Origin of the sequence: Kitasatospora sp. NPDC101155, assembly GCF_044768305.1 — a bacterium.
Classification (GTDB): Bacteria; Actinomycetota; Actinomycetes; order Streptomycetales; family Streptomycetaceae; genus Kitasatospora.
Map to the genome: position 1 here is coordinate 30,766 of NZ_JBIWPN010000027.1, position 23,327 is coordinate 54,092.

The window sequence follows — 23,327 nt, forward strand, 5'->3', positions numbered from 1 at the left end:
TTCGGGCCGACGACGGGGACTGCCACCCGTGCGTCGAAGGTGGCCGAGATCATCCCCGGTTCCCGTGCCGACAGCCGGGTGAGCACGCGGACGCATCGTCAAGCATCCCACCTGGCACGGCAATGCCTTCACCAACCTTTCCACCACCCCCCTTGCCCCGCTCATGACAGTCGGCCATCCTGTACTGCCACCCCTCAACGGCCGCCCCCACGGCCTGGGTTGGGTTGCGAGCCTCCTGTTCGTCCCCTCACGAAGGAGCCAGCATGCGCAGATTCCTGATACGCGTCGCCACCCTCTCGGCAGCAGCCGCGACGCTCGCCGTCCCCGCCGCGCCGACCACTGCGGCGGCCGCACAGGGACTCTCGTTCCGCCCCTTGCAGTACAACACCAACGGCTACAACTGGGGCGGCTACGCCGCCACGGGCAGCGGCTTCAGCTCGGTGTCGGCGTCCTGGACCGAGCCGGACGCGACCTGCAACTCCACCAACGACCTCTACGCCCCCTGGGTCGGCATCGACGGGTACGGCTCCTCCACCGTGGAGCAGACCGGGGTGGCGACCGACTGCTCCAGTGGCAGCCCCGTGAACCAGGCCTGGTACGAGATGTACCCGGCGAGCCCCGTCTACCTGAGCCTCACCTCGTACCCGGTGTCGGCCGGCGACCACATCACCGCCTCGGTGACCTACGCCGGAAGCAGCAGGTACACCCTCAAGCTGACCGACTCCTCGCAGGGCTGGACGTACAGCACGACCAAGTCCCTCTCCGCGCAACGAACCAGCGCCGAAGTCATCATCGAGTCGCCGACCGGGTCCTACCCCAACTTCGGTACGCTGAACTTCACTTCAGCCACCGTCAACGGCAAGTCCCTCGGATCCTCCGGCCCGGTCGCACTCGACCCCAGCTCCAACGGCGTCTACGAGGCCAGCACCAGCGCGCTCGGCTCCGGCGGCACCAGCTTCACCGAAACGTTCCTGCAGGAGTAACCGCCCCAGCGACCCTGACCTCACCTCAACGGCCCGCCGCCTTCCGGCGGCGGGCCGGCGGCGTACCGTTTCAGCCCGGCACGATCACCCCGCTCTCTCAGGCCCCGACGGCCGGTCGGGTCCGGTCCTGGGCGGCGGCGCGGGCGTGCGGGCGGGCGAGGTTGTCGGGGTGGAGGATCTCGCCGAGCTGCGCCTCGGTGAGCAGGCCCCGGCGCAGTACCAGGTCGTGGACGGAGGCGCCGGTGGTCAGTGCCTCCTGGGCGATGGCGGTGGCGTTCTCGTAGCCGATGTGCGGGTTGAGCGCGGTGACCAGGCCGATCGAGTGCCCGACCAGGTGGGCGAGGTGGTCGCGGTTGGCGGTGATGCCGGCCACGCAGCGCTCGGCAAGGATCCGGCAGCCGGCCCGCAGGTGGGAGAGGCTCTTCAGCAGGCTGTGCGCGATGACCGGTTCGAAGGCGTTGAGCTGGAGCTGGCCGGCCTCGGCAGCGAAGGTGACGGTCAGGTCGTTGCCGATCACCTCGAACGCGATCTGGTTGACCACCTCGGGGATCACCGGGTTGACCTTCCCCGGCATGATGCTCGAACCCGCCTGTACTGCGGGGAGGTTGATCTCACCGAGGCCGGTACGCGGGCCGGAGGAGAGCAGCCGCAGGTCGTTGCAGGTCTTGGAAAGCTTCACGGCGATCCGCTTGAGCACGCCGGACAGCTGGACGAACGCGCCGGCGTCCTGGGTCGCCTCGACCAGGTCTCCGGCGACGACCACGGGGATGCCCGTGATGGCGCCGAGGTGGGCACAGGCGGTGGCCGCGTAGGCGGGGTGGGCGTTGAGGCCGGTACCGATGGCGGTGCCGCCCAGGTTGATCTCACGGATCAGCTCGCAGGCCTCGGCCAGTCGGCCGCGGTCCTCCTCCAGCATGACCGCGAAGGCGGCGAACTCCTGACCGAGCGTCATGGGTACGGCGTCCTGGAGCTGGGTGCGGCCCATCTTGAGGACGTCCGCGAACTCCTCCGCCTTGGCGGCGAAGGCATCACGCAACTCGGCCATGGTGTCCAGCAGTTCGCGGGCGGCGAAGTGCAAGGCGATCTTGACCGCGGTCGGGTAGACGTCGTTGGTGCTCTGGCCGGAGTTGACGTCCTCCAGCGGGTGCAGGAACCGGTACTCGCCCTTGGCGTGGCCGAGGATCTCCAGCGCGCGGTTGGCCACGACCTCGTTGGCGTTCATGTTGGTCGAGGTGCCCGCGCCGCCCTGGATCACGTCGACGACGAACTGGTCGTGCCAGCGCCCGCCGCGGATCTCCTCGCAGGCCTGCGCGATCGCCTCGGCCTTGCGGCCCTCCAGCAGGGCCAGGTCACGGTTGGCCAGCGTGGCGGCCTGCTTGACGCAGGCCAGCGCGGTCACCAGCGACGGGTAGGCGGCGACGGGGGTGCCGGTGACGGGGAAGTTCTCCACCGCCCGCAGCGTGTGGATCCCGTAGTAGGCGGAGGCCGGAACGTTCCGTTCGCCCAGCAGGTCGTGTTCGGTACGAACATCGGGCCCGGCATCGGCATCGACGCCGATATCGGTGCCGGCGGGCGCGGTGGGGCTGCTGAGGGCAGGGGACATGGGGGTTCCGTTCCTGGGATTGGGGGATCGGTGGCCACGGCGGCTGTCGGGCGCGGACCGCCGTGCGGAGCGCCGACCGAGGGCCGCGCGGCCGCTGCGGACGCAAGATTAGGCCGAATCGTCCGCAATCGGTTTGCCACTTCAGGCCCGTTCCCGATCAGATGTGGTGGATAATCGCGCCATGGACCAGATCGACAGGGCAATCTTGCGCGAGCTCCAGATCGACGGCCGGCTGACCATCCAGGAGCTCGCCCAGCGCGTCGGCCTCACGTCGTCCCCGTGCATGCGACGCGTGCGGCAGCTCGAACAGGACGGGGTGATCGAGGGCTACCGCGCGATCGTCAACCCGGACGCGATCGGCCGCGGCTTCGAGGTGCTCGTCTCGGTCGAACGCGATACCCGCTCGGTCGCGGCCTTCGAGGCCGAGCTGTTGGAGATCCCGGACGTCGTCGAGGCCTACCGGCTGATGGGCAGCCCCGGCTGCCTGCTGCGCGTCGCGGTCGCCGACCTCGCGGCCTACGAGAAGCTCTGGACCGACCGGCTCACCACGCTCACCGGGGCCACCGCCGTCAACTCGCAGATCATCATGAAGCCGATCAAGCAGCCGCGCGGCCTGCCGGTCGACCGTTGAGCCACACCCTCAGACCTGAGCCACACCAGCCACACCCTCAGGTCGCCGAGCGGCGCAGGCTCGCCGACGACACTGTCACCGGGCCCCGGGCCGGGCGAGCGCTGCCGGCCGACCGGGGTGAGGCCGTCGAACGACGGTGCGTTCGACGGCCTTCAGGTGCACCTCAGGTCAGGGCCTTGGCCTGCCAGTACGCGAACTTCTGGAGCGGGTCGCCGTCGAACGACCACGGCCAGGCGGTGACGGTGTCGCCGATCATGCGGAAGGTGTCACCGGCCTCGCGCACGCGGCCGGCCTGGACCGCGGCGTAGGCGAGCAGGTTGAGGTCGGCCAGGGCCGCCGCGTGGCGCAGGCGGCCCTCGCGGGGCCAGGTGGCCAGTGCGGCGTCCAGCGCGCCGGCGGCCCGGATCTGCGTCCACTGGCGGCGGGCCATCAGCGCCTCGACGCCGCCCTTCGCCGTCGTGCGGGCGTACTCGTCGACCAGAGCGGTCAGCTCCACGCCCACGACCGGCGCGGCCGACGGCGCGGACGCGCGGAGCGTGTCCACGAAGTCCAGCTGGCTGCTGCGCGAGCCGCACTCCTCCGGCGACAGGTAGCGCAGCATCTGCAGGTAGGCCTCGCGGTTCCAGGGGTCGCGCTCGGTCACCTCGGCCCAGACGGCGAACAGCTCACGCGACTCGGCCCGCATCAGGCGCAGGATCCCGAGCAGTACCACCCAGGGCGCAGGATCGGCGGGAACGGCGTCGGCGGCGCGGTAGCAACACTCGGCGGCCGCCCGGGCGTCCGCCATGCCCCCGGCCTGGCGGCCGCGGACCAGCTGGACCCACGCGTCGAACACCATCGGGTCCGCGCTGCGCGGGCGGCGCAGACGCCAGGAGCGGGCGAACGTCGACGGCGCGGCGGCCTCGGCGAGCACAGCGAAGCGGTGCCCGCGGCGGTCCCAGTCGGTGCCGGCCTCCTGAAGCAGCCGCTCGACCTGGTCGACCTGGATGTCGTCCGGCCCCAGCCGCCCGACGGAATTCAATTGTCGCCGCACGCGGCCGAGCTGGACGTCATCGAGCTCCGTCCGCACTCGCGGACCGGAAGCGCGGAGCCTTCGGAATATTGACACGCGCCGCAGCGTAGGACCCGGTGGGGGAATTCGGAAAGCCCCCGAGAGCGAATTGTTATTCAACGGCCGGCGAGTCGGCACAGTGATTTTCATGAGAAAAATGATTGCGCGTCAGTAGCATTCATTCGCGGTTGAGGAATTCCGTCCGACCCGCGATGCGGGCGCCGCGAGGTGACATGGCGAGAGAACGACGGAACCGCGGACGGACACGGCGCGCCTGTGGGGCCGCAGCGCGCGGCTGCGGCCCCACAGGGGTGTGCGATGAGGGTCAGGAGGCGTTGAGGGCGGTGTCGTCGATCACGAAGCTGGTCTGCAGCGAGGCGTCCTCGGTACCGGTGAACTTGATGGGATGTTCCGGACATGCCAAGGGGGTGCGCTGAGCCTTCACGGCGTCAGCGCCAGAAAGGTGGCCAAGCGTGCACCGGCGAACAAGGGCGGTGTCCATGCCATGACCGAGGCTTGACCGGGCGGAATGTCGCCACTGGCGTGCTCACGCCGCCTCCCCGGCTGAGCGGCGGTTCACCTCGTACACGGAACGGCCGAGGTCCGGGGCGGGGTTGCTCCGTCGACCGGGTCCGGCACGGGATCGACGAACCGGATGCGCGGCCGTGGACGAACGCACCACGACGGACGGGCATGCGATCGTCCGCGGTCCATCGGACGCGGGTCGCTTGGGCTTGATCTGCTGACACACCGACAGAAGCCCGGTGGGCTACCCACTGCCCGGGGGTGTTGCAGTCCGGTGACACGGAACGCTCAATTCCGTCGACCGTTCGTACTAGTTTCGATTGTGCACGCCGCACCCGGCTGCCCGCCGGTCCCCGTTCCAGGCCGAACAGTCAACGGGCGCGCCCTCACCCGCACTTCGTTCAGGAGAACCTGCATGTCCCTCTCGACGACCCGCCGCGCGACCACTGTCCGAACGCTGGCCGGCACCGTCCTGACAGCCGCTCTGCTGGTATCCACCGCAACGGCCTGCGGCTCCACACCTGACGCGCCCGGCACCGCCGCACCGTCCACCGCGCCCACGGCCACCAGCGCGCCCGCCGGCACACCCGACGCGCAGGACACCACCGCCCCGACCGCCACGCCCACCGCACGCCACACCACCACACCCGCCGCCACACCCGCCGCCACACCCAGCGCGCATCGCACCACCACACCCGCGGCCCCGGGCAAGCCGGCGTCCGCGACCCGCAGCCAGCCCCTGCCGGACGGCAGCACTGCCGAGATCCAGGACCTCGGGAACCTGCACTACGTCGCCAAGATCATGAACCGCGGGCAGGTCCTCGCCACGCTGGAGACGAACGGAACCGACGCCGGGCTCGACGCCAACGACATGTTCGTCGTGCTCTCGATGGACGGCACGGTCCACTCCTGGATGGGTGGCGGGCACCAGGGACCGGGCACCTTCAAACTCCCCGGCGGCTGGACGGCCAAGGTCACCAAGACCGGCGAGCTCGACTACCGCGCGCAGATCCTCGGCAACGAGAACGAGGTGGACGGCACGCTGGAGGCCAACCAGCACGACATCGGCGCCGTCGCCAACGGCGTCTACATCGTGCTCACCGCCGGCGGCGAGATCAGCGCGCACGAGTGAACCACCCGGAACCGAGCGCCCGCGCCGCCGTCCGCGAGCACGTCGCAGCCTTCGCCCGCCTCGGGCCCGTGGATCCCCCCGGAGTCGGAGGCTGTCCGGCTCATGCCGCCCGGAGCACCGCCTCGCAGGCGCGGCAGCGCCGGTCCGCGAGCGGGGCCGGGTACCAGGGGTCGCCGGGACGCATGGGCCGGTAGTGGGAGTGCTCCATCACGTCGGTGTCCAGCCCGCACAGCGTGCGCGGCAACGGGTCCTCGGGGGCGTCCGGGTCGGCGCCCGCGGCGTGCACCGCGAGCACCACCGGCTCCACGCCGTCGGGGCCGAGGGCCTCGTCCTGCTGCAGCTCGAACAGAACGATGATCGATGCCATGAGTCGAGGATCGGACGGTCCGGCCCGGTCCACACGCCGGGTGGGCCTTCCGTGGGCAGCCGGGACCGCCCGGCGGTGTCACCCGGGTGCCGGGCCGTACTCGCGGTGGCGCCGAGCGGCCCGCACCGTGAGAGGAGGGGTGACGACCGACAGGACGGTGCAGACGGATGGACGCGAACGACTCCGCTCCCCGCGTCGTGGTCGGCGTGGACGGCTCGCCGTCGTCGCACGCCGCGCTGCGCTGGGCGGTCCGGTACGCCACGCAGATCGGCGGGGTCGTGGAGGCCGTGGGCGCGTGGGAGCCGCCGAGCCACTTCGGCTGGTCGGCGCCCGTGGTCGATGTCACCTTCGACCGGGAGGTGGCCGAACGACGGTTCGCCGACCAGCTCCGCACCGTGCTCGGCGACGACCAGCCGGCTCGGGTTCGACGGTCGATGGTGATGGGCGACCCCTCCGACGTCCTGCTGGACGCGTCGCAGGGCGCCGAGGTGCTGGTGGTGGGCAGCCACGGCCACGGCGGGTTCACCCGGGCCCTGCTCGGCTCGGTGAGCACGCGCTGCGCGCAGCACGCCGGCTGCCCGGTGGTCATCGTCCGCGCGCAGTGACACGCCGGACGGACCGGACCGCTCCGACCGGCCCGGGCAATGTCACCCCGTGACGGCAGAACAGATGCAGGCCATGTCCCCTCCGCGGAACGGCTGTTGATCCGCACTGCCACGCGCCGGACGGCCACCGTCCGATCCCGGCGGGGCCGCTGACCGCGGGCGACCCGGTGGGCCGCACAGCACGCCCGCAGGCGTTGCTCCGATGGGGTGCTCCGCCCCTCACACGGAGGGAGGATCGCGTCGGCCTGCCCGTGCACAGCGGGCGTTTCGCACTAGGTTGCCCGATATGGACGGCAACCAGGGTGACGACAGGCCTGTGGACCGCGTGCCGGACCGCAGTGCGTGGGTGCGGACGAGCACACCGGAACCGTCGGCCGGTGAGCGCGCCGCACGGGCCGTCGACCGGCGGCTCCCGCTGATGGAGGCGGGCAAGGAGCTGCTGCGCAAGGTGTTCCCGGACCACTGGTCGTTCCTGCTGAGCGAGCTGGCGCTGTACAGCTTCGTCGTCCTGCTGCTGACCGGGGTCTTCCTCACCTTCTTCTTCAACCCGGGCATGGGCGAGATCGACTACCAGGGCTCCTACCTGCCGCTGCGCGGGGTGCGGATGTCCGAGGCCTACGCCTCGACGCTGCGCATCAGCTTCGAGGTGCGCGGCGGCCTGCTGGTCCGCCAGATCCACCACTGGGCCGCGCTGCTGTTCGTCGCCTCGATCTGCGCGCACCTGCTGCGGGTGTTCTTCACCGGCGCGTTCCGCCGGCCCCGCGAACTGAACTGGGTGATCGGGGTGACGCTGTTCAACCTCGCGCTGCTGGAGGGGTTCTCCGGCTACTCGCTGCCGGACGACACCCTGTCGGGGACCGGTCTGCGGATCACCGAGGGCGTCCTGCTGTCCGTGCCGATCGTCGGCACGTACCTCAGCTTCTTCGCCTTCGGTGGCCAGTTCCCCGGGCACGCGATCATCCCGCGGCTGTTCACCGTGCACATCCTCCTGGTGCCCGGCCTGCTGCTGGCGCTGATCGGGGCGCACCTGACCCTGGTGGTCGTGCTGAAGCACACCCAGTGGGCGGCGCCGGGCCGGACCAACCGGAACGTGGTGGGGCTGCCGTTCTTCCCGCAGTTCCTGGCCCGCACGACCGGCCTGGCGTTCACCGTCGCCGGTGTCCTGGCGCTGTCCGCCCTGGTCGCGGAGATCAACCCGATCTGGCGGTACAGCGCCTACCGGCCCGACATCGCCGGAGCGGGCGCGCAACCCGACTGGTACATCGGGTTCATCGAGGGGGCCCTGCGGCTGATGCCGGCCGCGGAGACCGGGGTGCTGGGGCACACGGTGTCGTGGAGCGCGTTCCTTCCCGCGCTGGTGGTGCCCGGCCTGCTGTTCGGGGTGCTGTACGCCTACCCGTTCGTCGAGCGGTGGCTGACCCCGGGCGACGGGGAGCACCACCTGTGCGACCGGCCGCGCGACAAGCAGACCCGCACCGCGCTGGGGGTCGCCGGGGTCGTCTTCTACACGGTGCTGCTGATCGCCGGCGGCAACGACGTGATCGCGTACGCCTTCGGCCTGTCGGTCAACGCCCTCACCTGGGTGCTGCGGGCGGCGCTGGTCCTGCTGCCGCCGCTCGCCTTCGTGCTCACCCGGCGGCTCTGCCTCGGCCTGCAGGCCCGGGACCGCACCCGGCTGCTGGAGGGCGACGCGACCGGCCGGATCGACCAGTCGGTCTACGGCGGGTTCAGCGGGAGCCGCCGCCCGGTGCCGGCGGCCGAGCGCTACGCGATGGTGGTGCGCGACGCGCCGCTGCCGCCGAGTGCCCCGGTTGGGGCGCCGCGAACGGAGCGGGTGCGGGCCGCGCTCGGTTCCTGGTACTACGGCGACCGGGTCGCCCTGCCCGTCCCGGAGCAGGAGGAGGGCCGGGTCGAGGCCGTCCTCACCGCGCCGGCCCACCCCCGGCCCCCGGAACCGCCCGCCGCCCCTCGAACCGGCCCGCTGGGCCGGCTGCTGCGGAGGGTCAGGCCCCGCCGTCGCCGTGGTCGCGGTACTGGAAGATGAAGCCGAAGACGGCGAGTGCGAGCACCACCGCGCCGCAGACGATCAGCCACCGGGCGAACACCAGGCCGATCGCGAAGACGGCCAGGCCCGCCGCCGCGAGCACGGGGTAGCCGCTGCGGGCCGGGAAGAAGCCCAGCGGGCCGGCGGTCTCCGCGATCTCGGCGTCCTTGCGGTCCTGGGCCCGGCCGCCGCCGCTCCGCTGGTACTGGACGAACCAGAACAGCGCGACCAGCCCCGACATCAGGAACGCCACCGCCAGGATCGCCTTGCCGGCCGGCTCACGGGCCCAGAACCCGTAGATGAGTCCGGTCACCGCGAAGAACGTCGTCATGACGGCGAACAGCCACCCCTCGGCCTTCATCGCCCGTTCCCCCGTCCGTCCCGGCGGCCGTACGGCAGGTCGGCTCCGCCGCTCGACTGCGCCTCCGTCGGCACCTCCGGGTGGTGCAGGTCGAACGCCGGGGACTCGGAGCGGATCCGGGGCAGCGCGTGGAAGTTGTGGTCCGGCGGCGGACTGGAGGTGGCCCATTCGAGTGACCGGCCCCAGCCCCACGGGTCGTCCTGGGTGATCCGGGTGCCGTGCCGGGTGGTCGTCCAGACGTTGTAGAAGAACGGCAGGTTGGAGACCCCGAGCAGGAACGCGCCGATCGAGGCGACCACGTTGAGGGTGGTGAAGCCGTCCGCGTCCAGGTACGTCGCGTAGCGGCGCGGCATCCCCTGGGCGCCGAGCCAGTGCATCACCAGGAAGGTGGTCTGGAACCCCGTGAACAGGATCCAGAAGTGCACCTTCCCCAGCCGCTCGTGGAGCATCTTCCCGGTCAGCTTCGGCCACCAGAAGTAGAAGCCCGCGAAGGTCGCGAACACGACCGTCCCGAACAGGACGTAGTGGAGGTGGGCCACCACGAAGTAGCTGTCGGAGACGTGGAAGTCGATCGGCGGCGCGGCCAGCAGCACCCCGCTCAGGCCGCCGAACAGGAAGGTCACCAGGAACCCGATCGACCACAGCATCGGGGTCTCGAAGGACAGCGAGCCCTGCCACATCGTCCCGATCCAGTTGAAGAACTTCACCCCGGTGGGCACCGCGATGAGGAAGGACATCATCGAGAAGAACGGCAGCAGCACCTGACCGGTGACGAACATGTGGTGGGCCCACACCGACATCGACAGGGAGGTGATGGCGATGGTCGCACCGATCATCCCGTAGTAGCCGAACAGCGGCTTGCGGCTGAAGACCGGGATGATCTCGCTGACGATGCCGAAGAACGGCACCGCGACGATGTACACCTCCGGGTGGCCGAAGAACCAGAACAGGTGCTGCCACAGCAGCGCCCCGCCGTTCGCCGGGTCGAAGACGTGCGCGCCGAACTTGCGGTCCGCCTCCAGCAGCAGGAGGGCGGCGGTGAGCACGGGGAAGGCCAGCAGCACCATGATCGACGTGAACAGCACGTTCCAGGTGAAGATCGGCATCCGGAACAGGGTCATGCCCGGCGCCCGCAGGCAGGTGATGGTGGTGATGAAGTTGACCGAGCCCAGGATCGTGCCGAGGCCGGCCACCACCAGGCCGAGCGCCCACAGGTCCGGGCCTGTCCCCGGCGAGTGCTCCGCCCCGTTCAGCGGCGCGTAGGCGAACCAGCCGAAGGCGGGCGCCCCGGTGGCGGTGAGGAAGCCGCTCAGCACGATCAGCCCGCCCAGCAGGAAGGCCCAGTAGGTGAAGGCGTTCAGCCGGGGGAAGGCCACGTCGGGCGCACCGATCTGCAGCGGCATGATCGCGTTGGCGAAGCCGGCGAAGGTCGGGGTGGCGAACAGCAGCAGCATGATCGTGCCGTGCATGGTGAACATCTGGTTGTACTGCTGATTCGACAGGAACCCGGTGTCCGGGCCCATCAGCTGAGTCCGCATCAGCAGCGCCATCACGCCGCCGACCAGGAAGAACCCGAAGGCGGTCGCCAGGTAGAGGTTCCCGATCACCTTGTGGTCGGTGGTGAACAACCAGCGCAGCAGCGTGCTGCCACGCCGGACGCGGACCTCTGCGCGCGACGGCGCGGTGTCAGACGCACTCATGGAACCTCCGCAGCGGAGCCGATGACGCACCCCCGGCCCGTCGTCCGCCACGGAGTACGCGGCTTCGCGCGCCGGGAGCGACCCTAGCGTCGGCGGACCGGTGAGCCGGGACGCCACGCTGCGTGATCACGGTCGCGGTTGCCCCCGGTCCGCCGTCCGAGTGCGGATCCTCCCGGTCCGGGCGCACGCTGGTGTGGAGCGCCCGTCGCCTCCGACGCACCACCGGGCAGAGCCGGGAGGAACCCGCCATGGCCGCACGGATCGCCTACCGGCGGATCTACGAGGAGTCCTCGCCCCAGGACGGGCAGCGGGTCCTCGTCGACCGCGTCTGGCCGCGCGGGATGAAGAAGGAGGACGCGCACCTCGACGAGTGGCTGCGCGACGTCGCCCCGTCGACCGAGCTGCGCCGTTGGTACGGCCACGCCCCGGACCGCTTCGCCGAGTTCCGCCGCCGCTACCTCGCGGAGCTGCGCGACGCCGAACACCACGAGGCCGCCGACCATCTGCGCGACCTCGCCGCCCACGACGCGCTCACCCTCCTGACCGCCACCAAGGACGTGGACCACAGCCAGGCGGCCGTGCTCGCCGAGTGGCTGGCGAAGCGCAAGCGCTGAGCGGGGCCTGCCGCCTCGGCGACGTGCCGGCGCTTCGGCCGACCCCGTGCTTCGGCCGACCCCGTGGTCCGGGCGCACCGGAACTGGCACGATGGCCCGATGCGCATACTGATCATGGGCGGCACCAGGTTCGTCGGACTCCACTTCGCTCAGGCGGCGCTCGCCGCCGGGCACGAGGTCACCGTGCTCCACCGGGGCAGGTCCGGCGCCCACCTGCTGCCCGACGCCACGCACCTGATCGCCGACCGCGACGCCGACCTGTCCCTCCTGCACGGCCTCGGCTGGGACGCCACCGTGGACGTCAGCGCGTACTTCCCCCGCCAGATCCGCAAGCTGGCCGCCGCGCTCGACCCGGGCGCCGCCGGACGCTACCTGCTGGTCTCCTCCATGGCCGTGTACGACACCCCCGACGCCCCGGCGTTCACCGAGGACACCCCGCTGCTGCCCGCCGACGGCCCGGAGGCCGACGCGGTCACCCCCGCCAGCTACGGCCCGCTCAAGGTCCAGTGCGAGCGGGCGGCGCGCGAGGCCTTCGGCCCGGACGTCCTGCTGGTGCGCCCGACCTACGTGATCGGCCCCCAGGACTACACCCGTCGTTTCGACTACTGGGTGCAACGCCTCGCCCAGGGCGGCGAGGTCCTGGCCCCGGGCCGGCCCGACGCACCCGTCCAGGTCGTCGACGCCCGCGACCTCGCCGCCTGGATGCTCGCCCTGCTGGAACGGGGTGCCTCCGGCGCCTACCACGCCGCGACTCCCCCGCCCTTCACCATGGGCGGGCTGCTGGACGCCGTCGCCTCGGCGGTCGCCCCGGCCGGGACCACCCTCACCTGGGTGGACGACGACTTCCTGCGGGCGGCCGACGTCCCGGACGGCGCGCTGCCACTGTGGACCACCAACCCGCTGGTGCGGGCCACCAGCACCGCCGACCCCGCCGCCGCCCTCGCCACCGGGCTCGTGCTGCGCCCGGTGACCGAGACCGCCCGGGACATCGCACCGTTCGACCCGCTGCCGCAGACGCTGACGCCGGACCAGGAGGCCGACCTGCTCGCCGCCTGGCACGAACGGCTCGGGAAGGCGCATCGTCCGGTGTGAGCCTCAATGAAGGCGGTCACGCTCCGCACGTACTCGGCCGGGTGGGTGACGTGGGGAGTGTGACCGGCCGGGGCCGGATCGAGCCGCGAGATCGGGCGCCGGTCAGGCGTGGAGCGCCGCCGGTGCGTCGTCCGTCTCCCTGAGGGAGGCGGACAGGGCGCGGGCCTCGTGTTCGGTCATCCGGGGAGTGTCGTACGGCAGGGCGTTGACCCACCGCTGGGTCAGCCGGGCGATCCGCTCGCCGTACCGCTGCGCGGTGATCAGGTCGCCGCGCGATCCGGCCTGCTCCGGACCGTGGTCGGCGTGGCTCTGACTCATCAGGCCCAGCCACGAGCCCAGCCGGTTCACATCGTCGCGGGTGCCACCGCTCCAGTTGTTGCCCGGCATGTCGCCCACGCCGATCCACTGCATGCCCAACTGTGCGGCGAAGACCGCCAGTTGCTCCAGGACGGCCAGCTTGTCGCCGCTCTGCGAAGCGGACATGGTGAAGCCGCCGGCCAGCTTGTCCTTCCAGGCCTGCGTGATGAACGGCGTGAACGCCGCCTCCATGAACGCCTTGAACACCGCCGACACGCTGCCCATCAGTGTCGGGCAGCCGAGGACGATCGCGTCCGAGCGCTCCAGCAGCGCCAGCACCTCCGCATCGTGCCACCGGCCCGCGGTGACGTCCTCGGGCCGGATCTCGACGAGATGCACCTGCGCGCCCGGCACCAGCCGCGCCCCGTCGGCGAGGTGCTCGGCCAGGACCCTGGTGTGTCCGTGCACCGAGTGGTAGACCACCGTCACCGTGACCGTCGGCTCATCGTGCTCACGGTCAACGCCGTTGACTGCCATGTCGCTTCACTACTTCCGATCATGGGGAGATCCCTGCCTGCCCACCCATCACACCCTGCGCACGACACGGCATCAACGCCGAACTCCGGCACCCAGCGATCGGTCACACCGATCGATCGCGCTAGCCTGGCCCCATGGACAGGATGGAACTGGAAGCGTTCGTCGCCGTCGCGGAAGAGCTCCACTTCGGCCGCGCCGCCGCGCGCCTGCACCGGGGGCAACCCACCGTCAGCGACGCCGTCCGACGACTGGAGAAAACCCTGGGCGGGCGGCTGTTCCACCGCACCAGCCGCCGGGTGTCACTCACCGACCTCGGTGCGGCACTGCTGCCCGACGCCCACGCCACCCTGACCCAGCTGCGCCGCTTCCAGCAGCGCGGACGCGCTCTGGCCGCCGGCGACCGGAACCCCACCACCCTCGTCGTCGCCCACGCCGAATACACCGGCCACCAGCTGCTGTTGCGCTGCCTGCCGCAACTGCGCGACCGCTTCCCCAACGTGACGATCGTGCCGGAGGCCATGCCGACCACGGCCCAACTCACCGCCCTGCGCGCGGAGACGATCGACCTGGGCATCGGCTGGGCGACCGACGGCATCACCGGCGTACGCGCGCGGGTGCTGTCCACCGAGCGGTTCGTGGCGCTCGTGCCCGCGGCCCACCCGCTCTCCGGGCACAGCGAGTTGAGAGCCGCCGAACTGTCCACCACCGACCTGCTCACCTGGCCGCACCAGATCAACAGCGGTCTCTGCGACCGCCTCCTGTCCGCCTTCCGGATCGGCGGAGCCGACCTGCGCATCATCAGAACCGCCGACAGCGTGCACGCCATCGCCGCTCACGTCGCCGCCGGAACGGGCATCGGCATCACCGTCGAATCCGCGCTCGACCACCAGCCACCCGGCCTGCGCGTCATCCCCCTCACCGGTCCGTCGACCACCGCCGACCAGGTCATCCTCACCCCCGCCGAACCGTCGGACACCGCCACGGCGCTGCGCGACCTGCTGCTGGCCTCGGCGGAGGCGCCCGCCACCGGTCGCTGAGCGGTGCGCGGGCGTGACCGCGTCGGACGACCTCCTCCGGAGACGCGCACGGCGACGCCGCAGGCCACATGTGGACCGGGCCGAAGCGGGCACACGCCGGACTCGTGATCATCCTGGGCGGGGGCACCCATGAGCGGCCTGCTGCCGGCCCACCGCCTGCCGTCACCGCAGCAGCACGGCCAGCAGCTCCGCGAGGGTCGGGCCGGCGTCGGCCGGGTGGCGCAGTTGCTTGCCGCCGATCACGTGGTAGTGGTTGACGCGCCCCTGGCGCTCATGGGTGAGGTAGCCGGCCTGTTCGAGGTCGACGATGATTCGCTGCACGGCGCGTTCGGTGAGCAGGCAGCTGGCGGCGATGTCGCGCACTCTGATGCCGGGGTCCCGCGCGATCTGCACCAGGACACGGGCGTGGTTGGTGAGGAAGGTCCACCCCAGACCCTCCGGCCGGTCGGTCATGGTCTCAGCCTACGACCGGGTTTTCGTCCTCGCGGTAGCACGAAAACGGGGACGCGACGCGCGCTTCACCCATCGAGGCAGGTGGATCGCCGAGGGTGCGCACGCGAGCCGGACCGGATGTCGTCACTCGTCGTCGTCACTCGTCGTCATCGCGATCGGCGACCGACCGGTGGCCGTAGCGCGCCTGCCACTCGCGGGCGCGGGCATTGTGCCACTCCACGCCCTGCTCCGCCTGACGCTCGGACAGTCCGCTCAGCCGGGCCACCACGCTGAGCGGGACGGGTCCCTCGTAGTCGGCGAGCGCCCGGCAGACCTTTCCGGCCCACTGTTCCTCCGGGACGAAGGGGCGGTGGCGGTAGTGCTCGACCAGGAGGGCCAGGTGGTCCACCGAACAGGCCAGCAGCACCCGTTTGCCGTCCAGCTCCGATGCGGTGGGGTGGAGCGCCGAGGAGTCCGGCACCAGCGCGCTGAGCACGTCCGGACCGGCGATGATCCGGCCGCAGTGGTCGCACAGGTCGAACGCTTCCGCGTCGTCGGCGGACGGGCCGCCCGCCGGGGGTCCGAAGTCCTCCATACCGCGCGCCTACCCCGCCCGGGCCGGACCAACCCGACCGGTGCCGGCCGCCCGCCACGCGGCCGCGCTGCTCGATGAACCCCTTGAACCGCTTCAGGTCGCCCTTCACCCGCCGGTCGACCACGCCCAGGACCTCGCGGACCTCCTTGACCACGCTCGTCCGGGCCTCCTCGGGTGCTGCGGCCGGGCCGCTCCCGGCCGACCCGCGCGTGGTCCCAGTCGGCACCGGCACAACCATCCCACCGGGTCCGCCCCGGTGGCCCGCCATGGTGTCCCGGGGTTGCATGGGGTGACCGAGCCCCGAGACCCGGAGGTCACCATGTACGAGATGTGGGCCGAGCAGGACCCGGCAGTGTCACCGCCCGGACTGGTGTGGCACGTGGTGGCGAAGGACGACGCGACGGCCTCGCTGTGCGGGCGGGTCCTCGAACCCTCGCAGCGGGTCGTTCCATCGGATGGCGGTACCGGCCCGGCGCTGCCGGACCGGTACTGCGACCCGTGCCTGGTCAACGTCAGGGAGGCGCTCACCGCAGCCGGCCGGTGACGAGCCGGCGGAGCACCCGGCGGTACGGCTCACCGGCCGACACCGTCCGTCATTTCCCCCACGCGACACACCCCGCGGCGGTGGGGCCGGTGGCCGTCGCCGATGCCGGACCCGGACGGGGCCGACCTGAGGCGGCGCGCCGCCGGGCTCCGGTGGCCGGCGATGCGCCACCGCGGCGTCCACCGGGCGCTGCTCGCCCGGGCGTAGAAGGGGTGAGCACCATGACGGTCGACGCGATCACGTCCAGGCTGCTCGCCGAGCACGGCCGGACGTACGCCGAGGAGGCCGGCATCACGCTGCGCGACAAGCCCTCACCGCTGTACCGGCTGCTGGTCCTCACCATGCTCTGCTCGATCCGCATCAGCGCCGGAACCGCCACCACGGCGGCCCGGGAGCTGTCCGCCGCCGGTTTCCGGACCCCGCGGGCGATGGCCGACTCCGGCTGGCAGGACCGGGTGGACGCGCTGGGCCGGGCCCACTACGTCCGGTACGACGAGAGCACCGCGACCGCGCTCGGCGAGGGGGCACGACTGGTGCTCGACCGCTGGCACGGCGACCTGCGCCGGATGCGGGACGAGGCCGACGACGACCCGGGTGCCCTGCGCGAGCTGCTGCGGGAGGTCCCGCGGATCGGACCGGTCGGCGCGGACATCTTCTGCCGGGAGGTCCAGGCCGTGTGGCCCCGGCTGCGCCCGTACTTCGACGACCGGGCGTGCGCGACGGCGAAGGACCTCGGGCTGCCGCACACGCCGGACGGCCTCGGCCGGCTCGTCCCGTCGGCGGACCACGCCCGGCTGGCCGCCGCGCTGGTCCGGGTCAGCCTGTCGAAGGGCGCGCTGGAGGAGCTCCGGGCCGCGTGATCGCGCGCCCTCGGCGGCGCCGGGCCTGCTCGACCTCGCCGAGGTGGGACTCGCCCCGGGCCGGGAGGAACTGCACCGCCTGCCGGAGGCCTCCGAGGTTCACCGGGCCCGGCCCGGCAAGCCGCTCCGACGGTCGTCCTGGCCGCGTTCTTCCGGTCAGGCCGGCAGGGTGTCGCGGATGGTGAACAGTTGGGTGGTGCCGGTCCGTTGGAGCATCCACCGGACCAGCGGCCGGGGGCGGGCCAGGTCGATGCGGCTGCCCTGCGCGGCCGCGCGGGCCCGGGCCCGGATCAGGGTGTTGAGGCCGCTGGCGTCGCAGAAGCCGAGCCCGGCGCAGTCGATCACCAGCACGGTGCCGGGCGGTCGCAGCGCGTCGTCGAGCGCGCTCCGCAGGTCGTCGGCCGAGTCGTGGTCGAGCTCCCCGAGGAGAGTGAGCAGGATGCCTCGGCGCACGGCCTGCTCCGGGTGACGAGCCCGTCACGGGGTTCCGGTGCCACGACGCTCCTCCTTCGCGACGTCCTTCACGTCCTTCACGTCCTACGCGTCCTGCGCGTCCTCCACGTCCTTCACAGGACGGACCCCCGCAGCTCGGCTGTCCGCTGCGGGAGGCCGGAAACGCCCGGTGGGGGAAGGTCAGCCGACTCCCTCCGGTTCGTCGGCCCAGCCGGGGGCGTCGCGGTCCTCCAACTGCTCACGAAGCCAGGTCAGCGTGGCGCTCAGCAGCCGGGAGACGTGCATCTGGGAGACGCCGATCCGGTCGGCGATGTCGGACTGGGTGCGGTCCTCCCAGAAGCGGAGCCTGAGGAGCCGCTGTTCGCGCGCGGGCAGTCGGGCGAGGAGCGGGCGGACGGCGGTGCGGAAGTCGACCCGCCCCGAGGATCCAGCCCCAGGCGGGAGCGCCAGTACGAGCGCATCAAGGAGAGCGCCCACGCCCGAGCCCTTCCCGGACCTCGATCCGGCACCGCGGCCGGAACCGCATCCCGGACAGTGACGGCATCCCGGATGGCACCCCGGAAAGAGCTGACGGACAGTCAACGTACCTGTCGGTAGCGGTCGGCAGCGCGCTGGTCGAGCGGGGACTCCACCTCCAGCCAGACCAGCTTCCCGCCGCCCCCGGGCACGCTGCCCCAGGCTCGGGAGAGCCGGTCGACCACCCGCAGACCGTGCCCGCCCGGCCGCCCCGGATTCCCGGCCGGCCGCAGCCGCGGCGGCACCGGGCTGGCGTCCGTGACCTCCACCCGCAGCCGGGCGCCGTCCCAGAACAGCCGCAGCTCGCGCGGTCCCCCGGGGGCGTGCAGGCAGGCGTTGGTGACCAGTTCCGAGACCATCAGCAGGACGTCCTCGGTGACGGCCAGCTGCTCGTCGTCGACGGCGGGCAGCCACTGCCAGGACCGCAGCGCCTCCCGGCTGAACTCACGGCTGCGCTGCACCGCGCCGTCGCTGCCGGCGAACGCGAGCCGCCTGGCCTCCCCGGCGGTCGCCCGTGGTCCTCGCCCGACGCGGTCCATGGCCGGCCCCCTTCACGCCGATCCCGGGGTCTCGTCCGGTTTCTCGGACGACCGGACGGGCGGGTTCAGCGCCGACGTGAGATCGCGATGGATCCGCAGCACGCTGTCGGCCCCGGTGACCTCGAACAGCCGGGCCACGATCGGACGCAGGCCCGCGAGTTCCAGGCGCAGCCCGGCGGCCTCGGCCTCCAGACGGGCGCGCAGCAGGATGTTGAGCCCGGTCGAGTCGCAGAACCGCAGGTCCGCGAGGTCGACCACGATCCGCTCGGTGCCGTCGTCCGCGGGGGCGGCGAGCGCCGTACGCAGCCCGTCCGCCGAGTCGTGGTCCAGCTCCCCGGCGACGGTGACGATCCGCACCGGTCCGTCGCGGCCCACCGCGACGTGCAGACCCCCGCTGCCCTGCTCCCCCTCGGCCCCGGTGGGCTCATCGGCTGGCCGTGGCATGGCGTGCTCCCTGACCGGTCGGGACGGCGAGGTGCCGTCCCGACCATCATGCCGCGCGGCGTGGACGGCCGGGCGCTCAAGGGGCGTCCCGGGTGCGGCCGGGCTCGCCACGTACTCCTCGTCCATGCCACGCGTTTGCCCGGTCCCCTCACGGCTACACACGCCTGCGTCCAGGTGGCAGGACCGGACCAACCTCTGAACATCGGGCGACGCCACCCGGGACCACGGCGCCCACGGCCGCTTCGACGAGGAGGCCCGCGAGCACAGCGCCCAGCTGTGGGCCACTCAGCGCCACGGCCGGCCGGCCACCGACGGGGCGGTGCTGCTCGCGCCGCCACTGCCAAGGCGCTCGCCCGGGGGCGGTGAGCCTGCGGTGCGCGGGATGTGGTGTGGAACCGCCGGTCCTGGGCAGGCGCGGCGCGGAGCAAAACCCGCCCCCGTCACGAGAGGAGTGCACGTCATGGGTACCAAGGAGAAGCTGCGCAACGCGGCGGAGAAGGCCCACGGCAAGGCCAAGGAGGCCGCCGGAAAGGCCATGGGCGACCGGGTCGTCGAGGCCGAGGGGCGGGGCAAGCAGGTCAAGAGCGACCTGAAGCAGGCCGCCGAGAAGGTCAAGGACGCCGGGAGGCGCTGAGCCGGCATCCGAGCAGGACGGCGTGGTCACGGCGCCCTTGGGGCCCTGACCACCCGTCCCGTCCCCAGGAGGTGGACATGATGAGCGACCCGGGAGAGCCCGTTCCGAAGGACCCGCCGGTGCTCCCGAGTCCCGGACGACCGGCGAGGACGGACCGCCACCTGTGCCCGAGGAGGGCAGGGGGCCGCAGGCGGTCCCCGAGTACGACGCCATGGAGACGGCCCACGCGCTGGAACCGCAGGTGGGCTCGGAGCCCGGCGAGGAGCCGGAGGCGACGGAGCCGGCCCGCGAACCGGAGCCGCACGAGCCGCCCGACTGAGCCCTCCGGGCCGATCATCGGAGGTATCGGCTCCGCCGTCCGGCGAACGGGTGGTCCGGTCCCGCGATCGCGCGTCCGGCGGCGTTGCGCGCGGCACCTGCCCGTCGACCGGACGGTAGACCTGGGGCCCGCCCCTCGTCACGGAGGCACCCTGTGGACCTGAACGGCGCCGGACCGGACCGGCGCCCCCACCAGCCTCGGCCGCTCGGCAGCCGCCCGCCCAGGGTGGCGCTCCGCCGCGCCCGTCGCGAGACGGAGCGGGAGCGCGTCCCGTCCGGGCTGCGGACCGCCGCCGGATACACCTGGCGGCTGGGGGTGCTCGGCGTAGCCGCGTACCTGGCCGTCGCCGTCCTCGGCGAGCTCCAACTCCCGGTGATCGCGCTGTTCCTGGCGATGGTCATCACCTCCGTCCTGCGCCCGCTGGTCGACCTGCTCGCCCGGGCGCTGCCCCGCTCGCTCGCCGTCCTGCTCGCCTTCGTCCTCGCCGTCATGGTCGTCGGCGGGGTCCTGGTGCTGGTCGGCACGAACGTCGCCGACGAGTGGAACCGGCTGGGCAGCGAGCTGCGCGGCGGCCTCGGCCGGATCGACCAATGGCTCACCCGCGCCCCCTTCCACCTGAGACCCGGCACCGTCACCAACCTGCGGGCCAAGATCGAGGCCTTCGTCTCGGCCCACCGCTCGGCACTGCTGAGCACCGCGCTCAGCGGGGCGAGCCGGGTCGTCGAGCTGGTCACCGGGCTGGCCCTAGCGGTGTTCTGCTCGGTGTTCTTCCTGCACTCCGGCGACCGGATGTGGTCCTGGGCCCAGCGCCAACTCCCCGCCCGCGTCCGCCCCGTCCTGGGCCGCGCCGGAAGCGCCGCCTGGCGCACCTTCGCCGGATACACCCGCGGCGTGCTGATCGTGGCGGCGTCCAACGCCGTACTGGTCGGCATCGCCCTGGCCCTGCTCCGGGTGCCGCTGGTCCTGCCGCTGATGGTGCTGGAGTTCGTCGCCGCCCTCATCCCGCTGGTCGGCTCCCCGATCGCGCTGGCCGTCGCCGCCCTGGTCGCCCTGGCGGCACGCGGGCCGGTGGTCGCGCTGCTCGTCCTCGCCCTGATCGTCGTCATCGGCCAGATCGAGGGCCACCTGCTGCATCCGCTGGTGCTCGGCTGGTCGGTGCGCATCCACCCGGTGGCCATCGCGCTGTCGGTGATCGGTGGCGCCGTCCTGGCCGGGGTGCTAGGCGCAGTCGTCGCCGTCCCGGTGGTGGCGGTCGCCTGGGCGGCGCTCACCGAACTACGGGACGGCGGCCGGTCGGCCGACCCGCCCGGGTCAGGGCACGATGCCCCGGCGGTGGGCGACCAGCCGCGCAGCCCCCAGCGCGATCGAAAGCCCCCACACGACGCTGAAACCGGCGATCACCGCGGCTGAGTACACGGTGGCGCTGACCAGTAGCAGGGTCGTCGACAGGGCCGCCAGCACCGGGAACACGAACACCGGCACCCGGGCGGCCCACCGCAGTACCCGCCCCACAACCCATCGCGGCCCGTGCCGCATGCCGCGCAGGGCACGCTCCGGCCGGTGGTCCACCCGTAGCCCGGCCTCGATCTCCGCCAGGATCCGCAGCTCCCGCCCCGAGAGCCCGGGCCCGTCCATCCGCGCCACCTCCCACCGCGCGGCTGCCCGCTCCACGCACCGCGTAACGCCCCGGACGGATGGGAACCGGCCGGCTGGGTAGCCGCTGGAAGTCAGGACCCCCCGGCCGCAACCGGCCGCACCCACCGGGAGGACGGGATGACCGCGAGATTCCCCCGGCGTCGGCGTCGCGCTGGTAGCGGGTCAGGATCGCGCCGACGGTGCGCCAGGCGATCCGCATCAGCTGCGAGGTCGCGGACTTGGAGCACTCGGTGGCCAGCCAGGCGACCTGCCGGTCGAACTCGTAGGTGTGTCCGGCGTCGTGTCGGGCCCAGGGAACCGCGGCCACCACCACCCCGTGGCGCGGGCAGAACACGCGCGGGGCCTCGGCCTCCAGGAACAGCGGCAACCCGGCCGCGTCCAGGTGCCGCCACCGCCGCCGGCCGGCCCCTGCGTCGAAGCGGGGGCAGCGGCTGCGGCAGATTCCACAGCGACGACGCGCCCGGGACATCGGACGCACCGCGACCACCATGACCTGCGCTTCCTCGTCGAACCAGGCGTCTTCTGGCACCGCCTGCTCGCATCCGACCAACCGCTTCAATACCGTGGTGAACCGCACGCCGCTTCTCCTGCGCGCTCGATCTCGGGCTTCGACACCTCAAGATCCGCACAGGGAGCGGCGTGCACTGCGTCAGGCTCTCCGAAGCGACCCACAGATGGAGCAGAAGAGCCCGAAAAAGCGTATGCCGCGGATGTGCCCAGACCGCGAGGTTTCCCAAGGGTGGCGGCCGTTGCCTGGTCGAAGCGGCCGGTCAGCTCGTGCCACAGGTACGAGCCCGCCAGCGCCTCCTGGAGCGACTCGACGAACCGCTCCGCCTCGGGCGGTACGACCGCCGGGGCCTCGGCCAGGGTGTCGACCCTGGCAGGTCGTTGATGACGGTGGCGGCGTCGCGCCGATTCAGCCCCAGGGCCTTGCGGGCGACCTCCACGCCGTTGTTGCCCACCGTGCCCTCATCGACCTCCCGGTCGTAGGACACGATGTCGTTGTGCAGGCTGATGGCGTCCACGAACGCGTCAACGGCGGTGTGGAACTCCCTGCGGCGGAGCACGTTCGGACGGAGCTCGCCCATCGCGTGCTCCATGAGCACGGCGGTGAACTGCAGACCGCCGAAGTCACGGCGGGCGCCCAGGTATTCGATCAGGTCCGTCACGGCATGGTCGACGTGCTCAAGCTCCCACGGCACCCCGTCCAGGAAGCGCCGCACGCTGCTGACGAACCGATCACGCCAGAGCGGGCTCATGGTGGCGGCCGTGCCGGACCACAGGTTGGCGAAGGCCCGCTCCACGGGATTGCCCGGACTCAGCGGCCGCGGCAATCCGTCCAACGGCAGGAACATCATCAGCCGTTCCACCTGAGCCGCAGCCGACTCCTGGTCGTGGTCACGCCGGTAGAGCGGCAAGAACAGATCATCGACGAACCACAGAGCGACATGCCAGTCGGTTACCAGCTCCAACTCGCAGGCATCGGCGTCCGGATGGGTCAGGGCGATGAACAACGGGAAGTCGGCCTGATCGAACTTCTCCTCGCTCCACCTCTGTGGCCACTGCGAGTACTCCTCATCGAACATGCCCATCTGCCGGGCCCACTCGCCGGCCTGTGCGCGGGCCTGGTCGACATGAGGGTTGAGGCGGGACTCGAACGGCATGTGGAACTGCGGCTGTGAAAGTGATCCCATAATCGGGCTGCTTCCCCTCCGGGCCGCCGCGATGCCGGAGCTCACCCCTGAGTGTCCAATGC

General features: G+C 72.1%; 27 protein-coding genes and 1 pseudogene. 13 read left to right on the forward strand and 15 right to left on the reverse strand.

Features of this window, described 5'->3' with window-relative positions; translation table 11 throughout:
- Window positions 1-263 precede the first annotated feature (263 nt).
- On the forward strand, window positions 264-983 hold the full coding sequence (locus tag ACIRYZ_RS30995; RefSeq protein WP_402950594.1) for a G1 family glutamic endopeptidase: 720 nt from the start codon (window positions 264-266) through the stop codon (window positions 981-983).
- 97 nt (window positions 984-1,080) lie between these two features.
- On the opposite strand, the gene aspA is transcribed toward ACIRYZ_RS30995, so the two are convergent.
- Window positions 1,081-2,586 carry an aspartate ammonia-lyase gene (gene aspA, locus ACIRYZ_RS31000; RefSeq protein WP_402950596.1) on the reverse strand — a complete coding sequence of 502 codons (1,506 nt, stop codon included), beginning with the start codon at window positions 2,584-2,586 and terminating at the stop codon, window positions 1,081-1,083.
- 181 nt (window positions 2,587-2,767) lie between these two features.
- Between aspA and ACIRYZ_RS31005 the strand changes: the two genes are divergently transcribed.
- The gene (locus ACIRYZ_RS31005; RefSeq protein WP_402950598.1) at window positions 2,768-3,217 is read left to right on the forward strand and encodes an Lrp/AsnC family transcriptional regulator; all 450 of its coding nucleotides are present in this window, start codon (window positions 2,768-2,770) and stop codon (window positions 3,215-3,217) included.
- 163 nt (window positions 3,218-3,380) lie between these two features.
- Here ACIRYZ_RS31005 and ACIRYZ_RS31010 read toward each other — a convergent pair whose 3' ends face one another.
- On the reverse strand, window positions 3,381-4,286 hold the full coding sequence (locus tag ACIRYZ_RS31010) for a hypothetical protein (protein ID WP_402950600.1): 906 nt from the start codon (window positions 4,284-4,286) through the stop codon (window positions 3,381-3,383).
- A gap of 922 nt (window positions 4,287-5,208) precedes the next feature.
- Here ACIRYZ_RS31010 and ACIRYZ_RS31015 point away from each other — a divergent pair.
- Window positions 5,209-5,925, forward strand: coding sequence for a hypothetical protein (locus ACIRYZ_RS31015; RefSeq protein WP_402950603.1), 717 nt, complete (start codon window positions 5,209-5,211; stop codon window positions 5,923-5,925).
- Window positions 5,926-6,025: 100 nt separating this feature from the next.
- Here ACIRYZ_RS31015 and ACIRYZ_RS31020 read toward each other — a convergent pair whose 3' ends face one another.
- Complete coding sequence (locus ACIRYZ_RS31020; RefSeq protein ID WP_402950605.1) at window positions 6,026-6,292, reverse strand: hypothetical protein; 267 nt, start codon at window positions 6,290-6,292, stop codon at window positions 6,026-6,028.
- Between the two features lie 167 nt (window positions 6,293-6,459).
- Between ACIRYZ_RS31020 and ACIRYZ_RS31025 the strand changes: the two genes are divergently transcribed.
- Window positions 6,460-6,897, forward strand: coding sequence for a universal stress protein (locus tag ACIRYZ_RS31025; protein WP_402950608.1), 438 nt, complete (start codon window positions 6,460-6,462; stop codon window positions 6,895-6,897).
- A gap of 418 nt (window positions 6,898-7,315) precedes the next feature.
- Window positions 7,316-8,941, forward strand: a complete 1,626-nt coding sequence (locus ACIRYZ_RS31030) for a cytochrome bc complex cytochrome b subunit (protein WP_402950765.1) — start codon at window positions 7,316-7,318, stop codon at window positions 8,939-8,941.
- Here the strand turns inward: ACIRYZ_RS31030 and ACIRYZ_RS31035 are convergent.
- A complete protein-coding gene (locus tag ACIRYZ_RS31035) occupies window positions 8,901-9,302 on the reverse strand; it encodes a cytochrome c oxidase subunit 4 (RefSeq protein ID WP_402950611.1) in 402 nt (133 codons plus the stop codon). The genes ACIRYZ_RS31030 and ACIRYZ_RS31035 overlap by 41 nt on opposite strands.
- Window positions 9,299-11,002, reverse strand: coding sequence for a cytochrome c oxidase subunit I (ctaD, locus tag ACIRYZ_RS31040; protein ID WP_402950614.1), 1,704 nt, complete (start codon window positions 11,000-11,002; stop codon window positions 9,299-9,301). The genes ACIRYZ_RS31035 and ctaD overlap by 4 nt, the downstream gene beginning before the upstream one ends.
- Window positions 11,003-11,250: 248 nt before the next feature.
- Between ctaD and ACIRYZ_RS31045 the strand changes: the two genes are divergently transcribed.
- A complete protein-coding gene (locus ACIRYZ_RS31045) occupies window positions 11,251-11,616 on the forward strand; it encodes a DUF488 domain-containing protein (RefSeq protein WP_402950617.1) in 366 nt (121 codons plus the stop codon).
- Between the two features lie 99 nt (window positions 11,617-11,715).
- Window positions 11,716-12,708: an NAD-dependent epimerase/dehydratase family protein gene (locus ACIRYZ_RS31050; RefSeq protein ID WP_402950620.1), complete on the forward strand. Its 993-nt coding sequence runs from the start codon at window positions 11,716-11,718 to the stop codon at window positions 12,706-12,708.
- A 102-nt stretch (window positions 12,709-12,810) separates the two neighbouring features.
- Here the strand turns inward: ACIRYZ_RS31050 and ACIRYZ_RS31055 are convergent, their stop codons facing one another.
- Entirely contained in the window at window positions 12,811-13,542 is a 732-nt protein-coding gene (locus tag ACIRYZ_RS31055; RefSeq protein ID WP_402950623.1) for a flavodoxin family protein, read from the reverse strand.
- A gap of 134 nt (window positions 13,543-13,676) precedes the next feature.
- Between ACIRYZ_RS31055 and ACIRYZ_RS31060 the strand changes: the two genes are divergently transcribed.
- The gene (locus ACIRYZ_RS31060; RefSeq protein ID WP_402950626.1) at window positions 13,677-14,579 is read left to right on the forward strand and encodes a LysR substrate-binding domain-containing protein; all 903 of its coding nucleotides are present in this window, start codon (window positions 13,677-13,679) and stop codon (window positions 14,577-14,579) included.
- Window positions 14,580-14,741: 162 nt separating this feature from the next.
- Here the strand turns inward: ACIRYZ_RS31060 and ACIRYZ_RS31065 are convergent, their stop codons facing one another.
- Window positions 14,742-15,032 (reverse strand): helix-turn-helix transcriptional regulator, encoded by a 291-nt coding sequence (locus tag ACIRYZ_RS31065; RefSeq protein ID WP_402950629.1) that lies wholly within the window; start codon window positions 15,030-15,032, stop codon window positions 14,742-14,744.
- A 136-nt stretch (window positions 15,033-15,168) separates the two neighbouring features.
- On the reverse strand, window positions 15,169-15,606 hold the full coding sequence (locus ACIRYZ_RS31070; protein ID WP_402950632.1) for a hypothetical protein: 438 nt from the start codon (window positions 15,604-15,606) through the stop codon (window positions 15,169-15,171).
- A gap of 289 nt (window positions 15,607-15,895) precedes the next feature.
- Here ACIRYZ_RS31070 and ACIRYZ_RS31075 point away from each other — a divergent pair, with 289 nt between their 5' ends.
- Together ACIRYZ_RS31075 and ACIRYZ_RS31080 are read left to right on the forward strand one after the other, a co-directional pair.
- Window positions 15,896-16,150, forward strand: coding sequence for a hypothetical protein (locus ACIRYZ_RS31075; protein ID WP_402950633.1), 255 nt, complete (start codon window positions 15,896-15,898; stop codon window positions 16,148-16,150).
- A gap of 221 nt (window positions 16,151-16,371) precedes the next feature.
- Entirely contained in the window at window positions 16,372-17,010 is a 639-nt protein-coding gene (locus tag ACIRYZ_RS31080; RefSeq protein ID WP_402950636.1) for an endonuclease, read from the forward strand.
- Window positions 17,011-17,166: 156 nt separating this feature from the next.
- Here ACIRYZ_RS31080 and ACIRYZ_RS31085 read toward each other — a convergent pair whose 3' ends face one another.
- From ACIRYZ_RS31085 to ACIRYZ_RS31100, 4 genes are all read right to left on the reverse strand, one after another.
- Window positions 17,167-17,463: an STAS domain-containing protein gene (locus ACIRYZ_RS31085; protein WP_402950638.1), complete on the reverse strand. Its 297-nt coding sequence runs from the start codon at window positions 17,461-17,463 to the stop codon at window positions 17,167-17,169.
- Window positions 17,464-17,643: 180 nt separating this feature from the next.
- Entirely contained in the window at window positions 17,644-17,940 is a 297-nt protein-coding gene (locus tag ACIRYZ_RS31090) for a sigma-70 family RNA polymerase sigma factor (RefSeq protein WP_402950640.1), read from the reverse strand.
- A 101-nt stretch (window positions 17,941-18,041) separates the two neighbouring features.
- Complete coding sequence (locus ACIRYZ_RS31095) at window positions 18,042-18,518, reverse strand: ATP-binding protein (protein ID WP_402950643.1); 477 nt, start codon at window positions 18,516-18,518, stop codon at window positions 18,042-18,044.
- A 12-nt stretch (window positions 18,519-18,530) separates the two neighbouring features.
- Window positions 18,531-18,962 carry an STAS domain-containing protein gene (locus ACIRYZ_RS31100; protein ID WP_402950646.1) on the reverse strand — a complete coding sequence of 144 codons (432 nt, stop codon included), beginning with the start codon at window positions 18,960-18,962 and terminating at the stop codon, window positions 18,531-18,533.
- Window positions 18,963-19,422: 460 nt separating this feature from the next.
- Between ACIRYZ_RS31100 and ACIRYZ_RS31105 the strand changes: the two genes are divergently transcribed.
- The 3 genes from ACIRYZ_RS31105 (at window position 19,423) to ACIRYZ_RS31115 (ending at window position 21,325) form a co-directional block, all read left to right on the forward strand.
- Entirely contained in the window at window positions 19,423-19,596 is a 174-nt protein-coding gene (locus tag ACIRYZ_RS31105; protein WP_402950648.1) for a CsbD family protein, read from the forward strand.
- A 163-nt stretch (window positions 19,597-19,759) separates the two neighbouring features.
- Window positions 19,760-19,915: a hypothetical protein gene (locus ACIRYZ_RS31110; protein ID WP_402950651.1), complete on the forward strand. Its 156-nt coding sequence runs from the start codon at window positions 19,760-19,762 to the stop codon at window positions 19,913-19,915.
- A 153-nt stretch (window positions 19,916-20,068) separates the two neighbouring features.
- A complete protein-coding gene (locus ACIRYZ_RS31115) occupies window positions 20,069-21,325 on the forward strand; it encodes an AI-2E family transporter (RefSeq protein ID WP_402950654.1) in 1,257 nt (418 codons plus the stop codon).
- On the opposite strand, the gene ACIRYZ_RS31120 is transcribed toward ACIRYZ_RS31115, so the two are convergent.
- The 3 genes and pseudogenes from ACIRYZ_RS31120 to ACIRYZ_RS31130 all read right to left on the reverse strand — a co-directional run bounded on the left by ACIRYZ_RS31120 (window position 21,227) and on the right by ACIRYZ_RS31130 (window position 23,310).
- Complete coding sequence (locus ACIRYZ_RS31120) at window positions 21,227-21,550, reverse strand: hypothetical protein (protein ID WP_402950771.1); 324 nt, start codon at window positions 21,548-21,550, stop codon at window positions 21,227-21,229. The genes ACIRYZ_RS31115 and ACIRYZ_RS31120 overlap by 99 nt on opposite strands.
- Before the next feature lie 187 nt (window positions 21,551-21,737).
- A pseudogene (locus ACIRYZ_RS31125) lies at window positions 21,738-22,061 on the reverse strand (helix-turn-helix domain-containing protein); the annotation flags it as partial.
- A gap of 280 nt (window positions 22,062-22,341) precedes the next feature.
- On the reverse strand, window positions 22,342-23,310 hold the full coding sequence (locus ACIRYZ_RS31130; RefSeq protein WP_402950656.1) for a terpene synthase: 969 nt from the start codon (window positions 23,308-23,310) through the stop codon (window positions 22,342-22,344).
- Window positions 23,311-23,327: the final 17 nt, after the last annotated feature.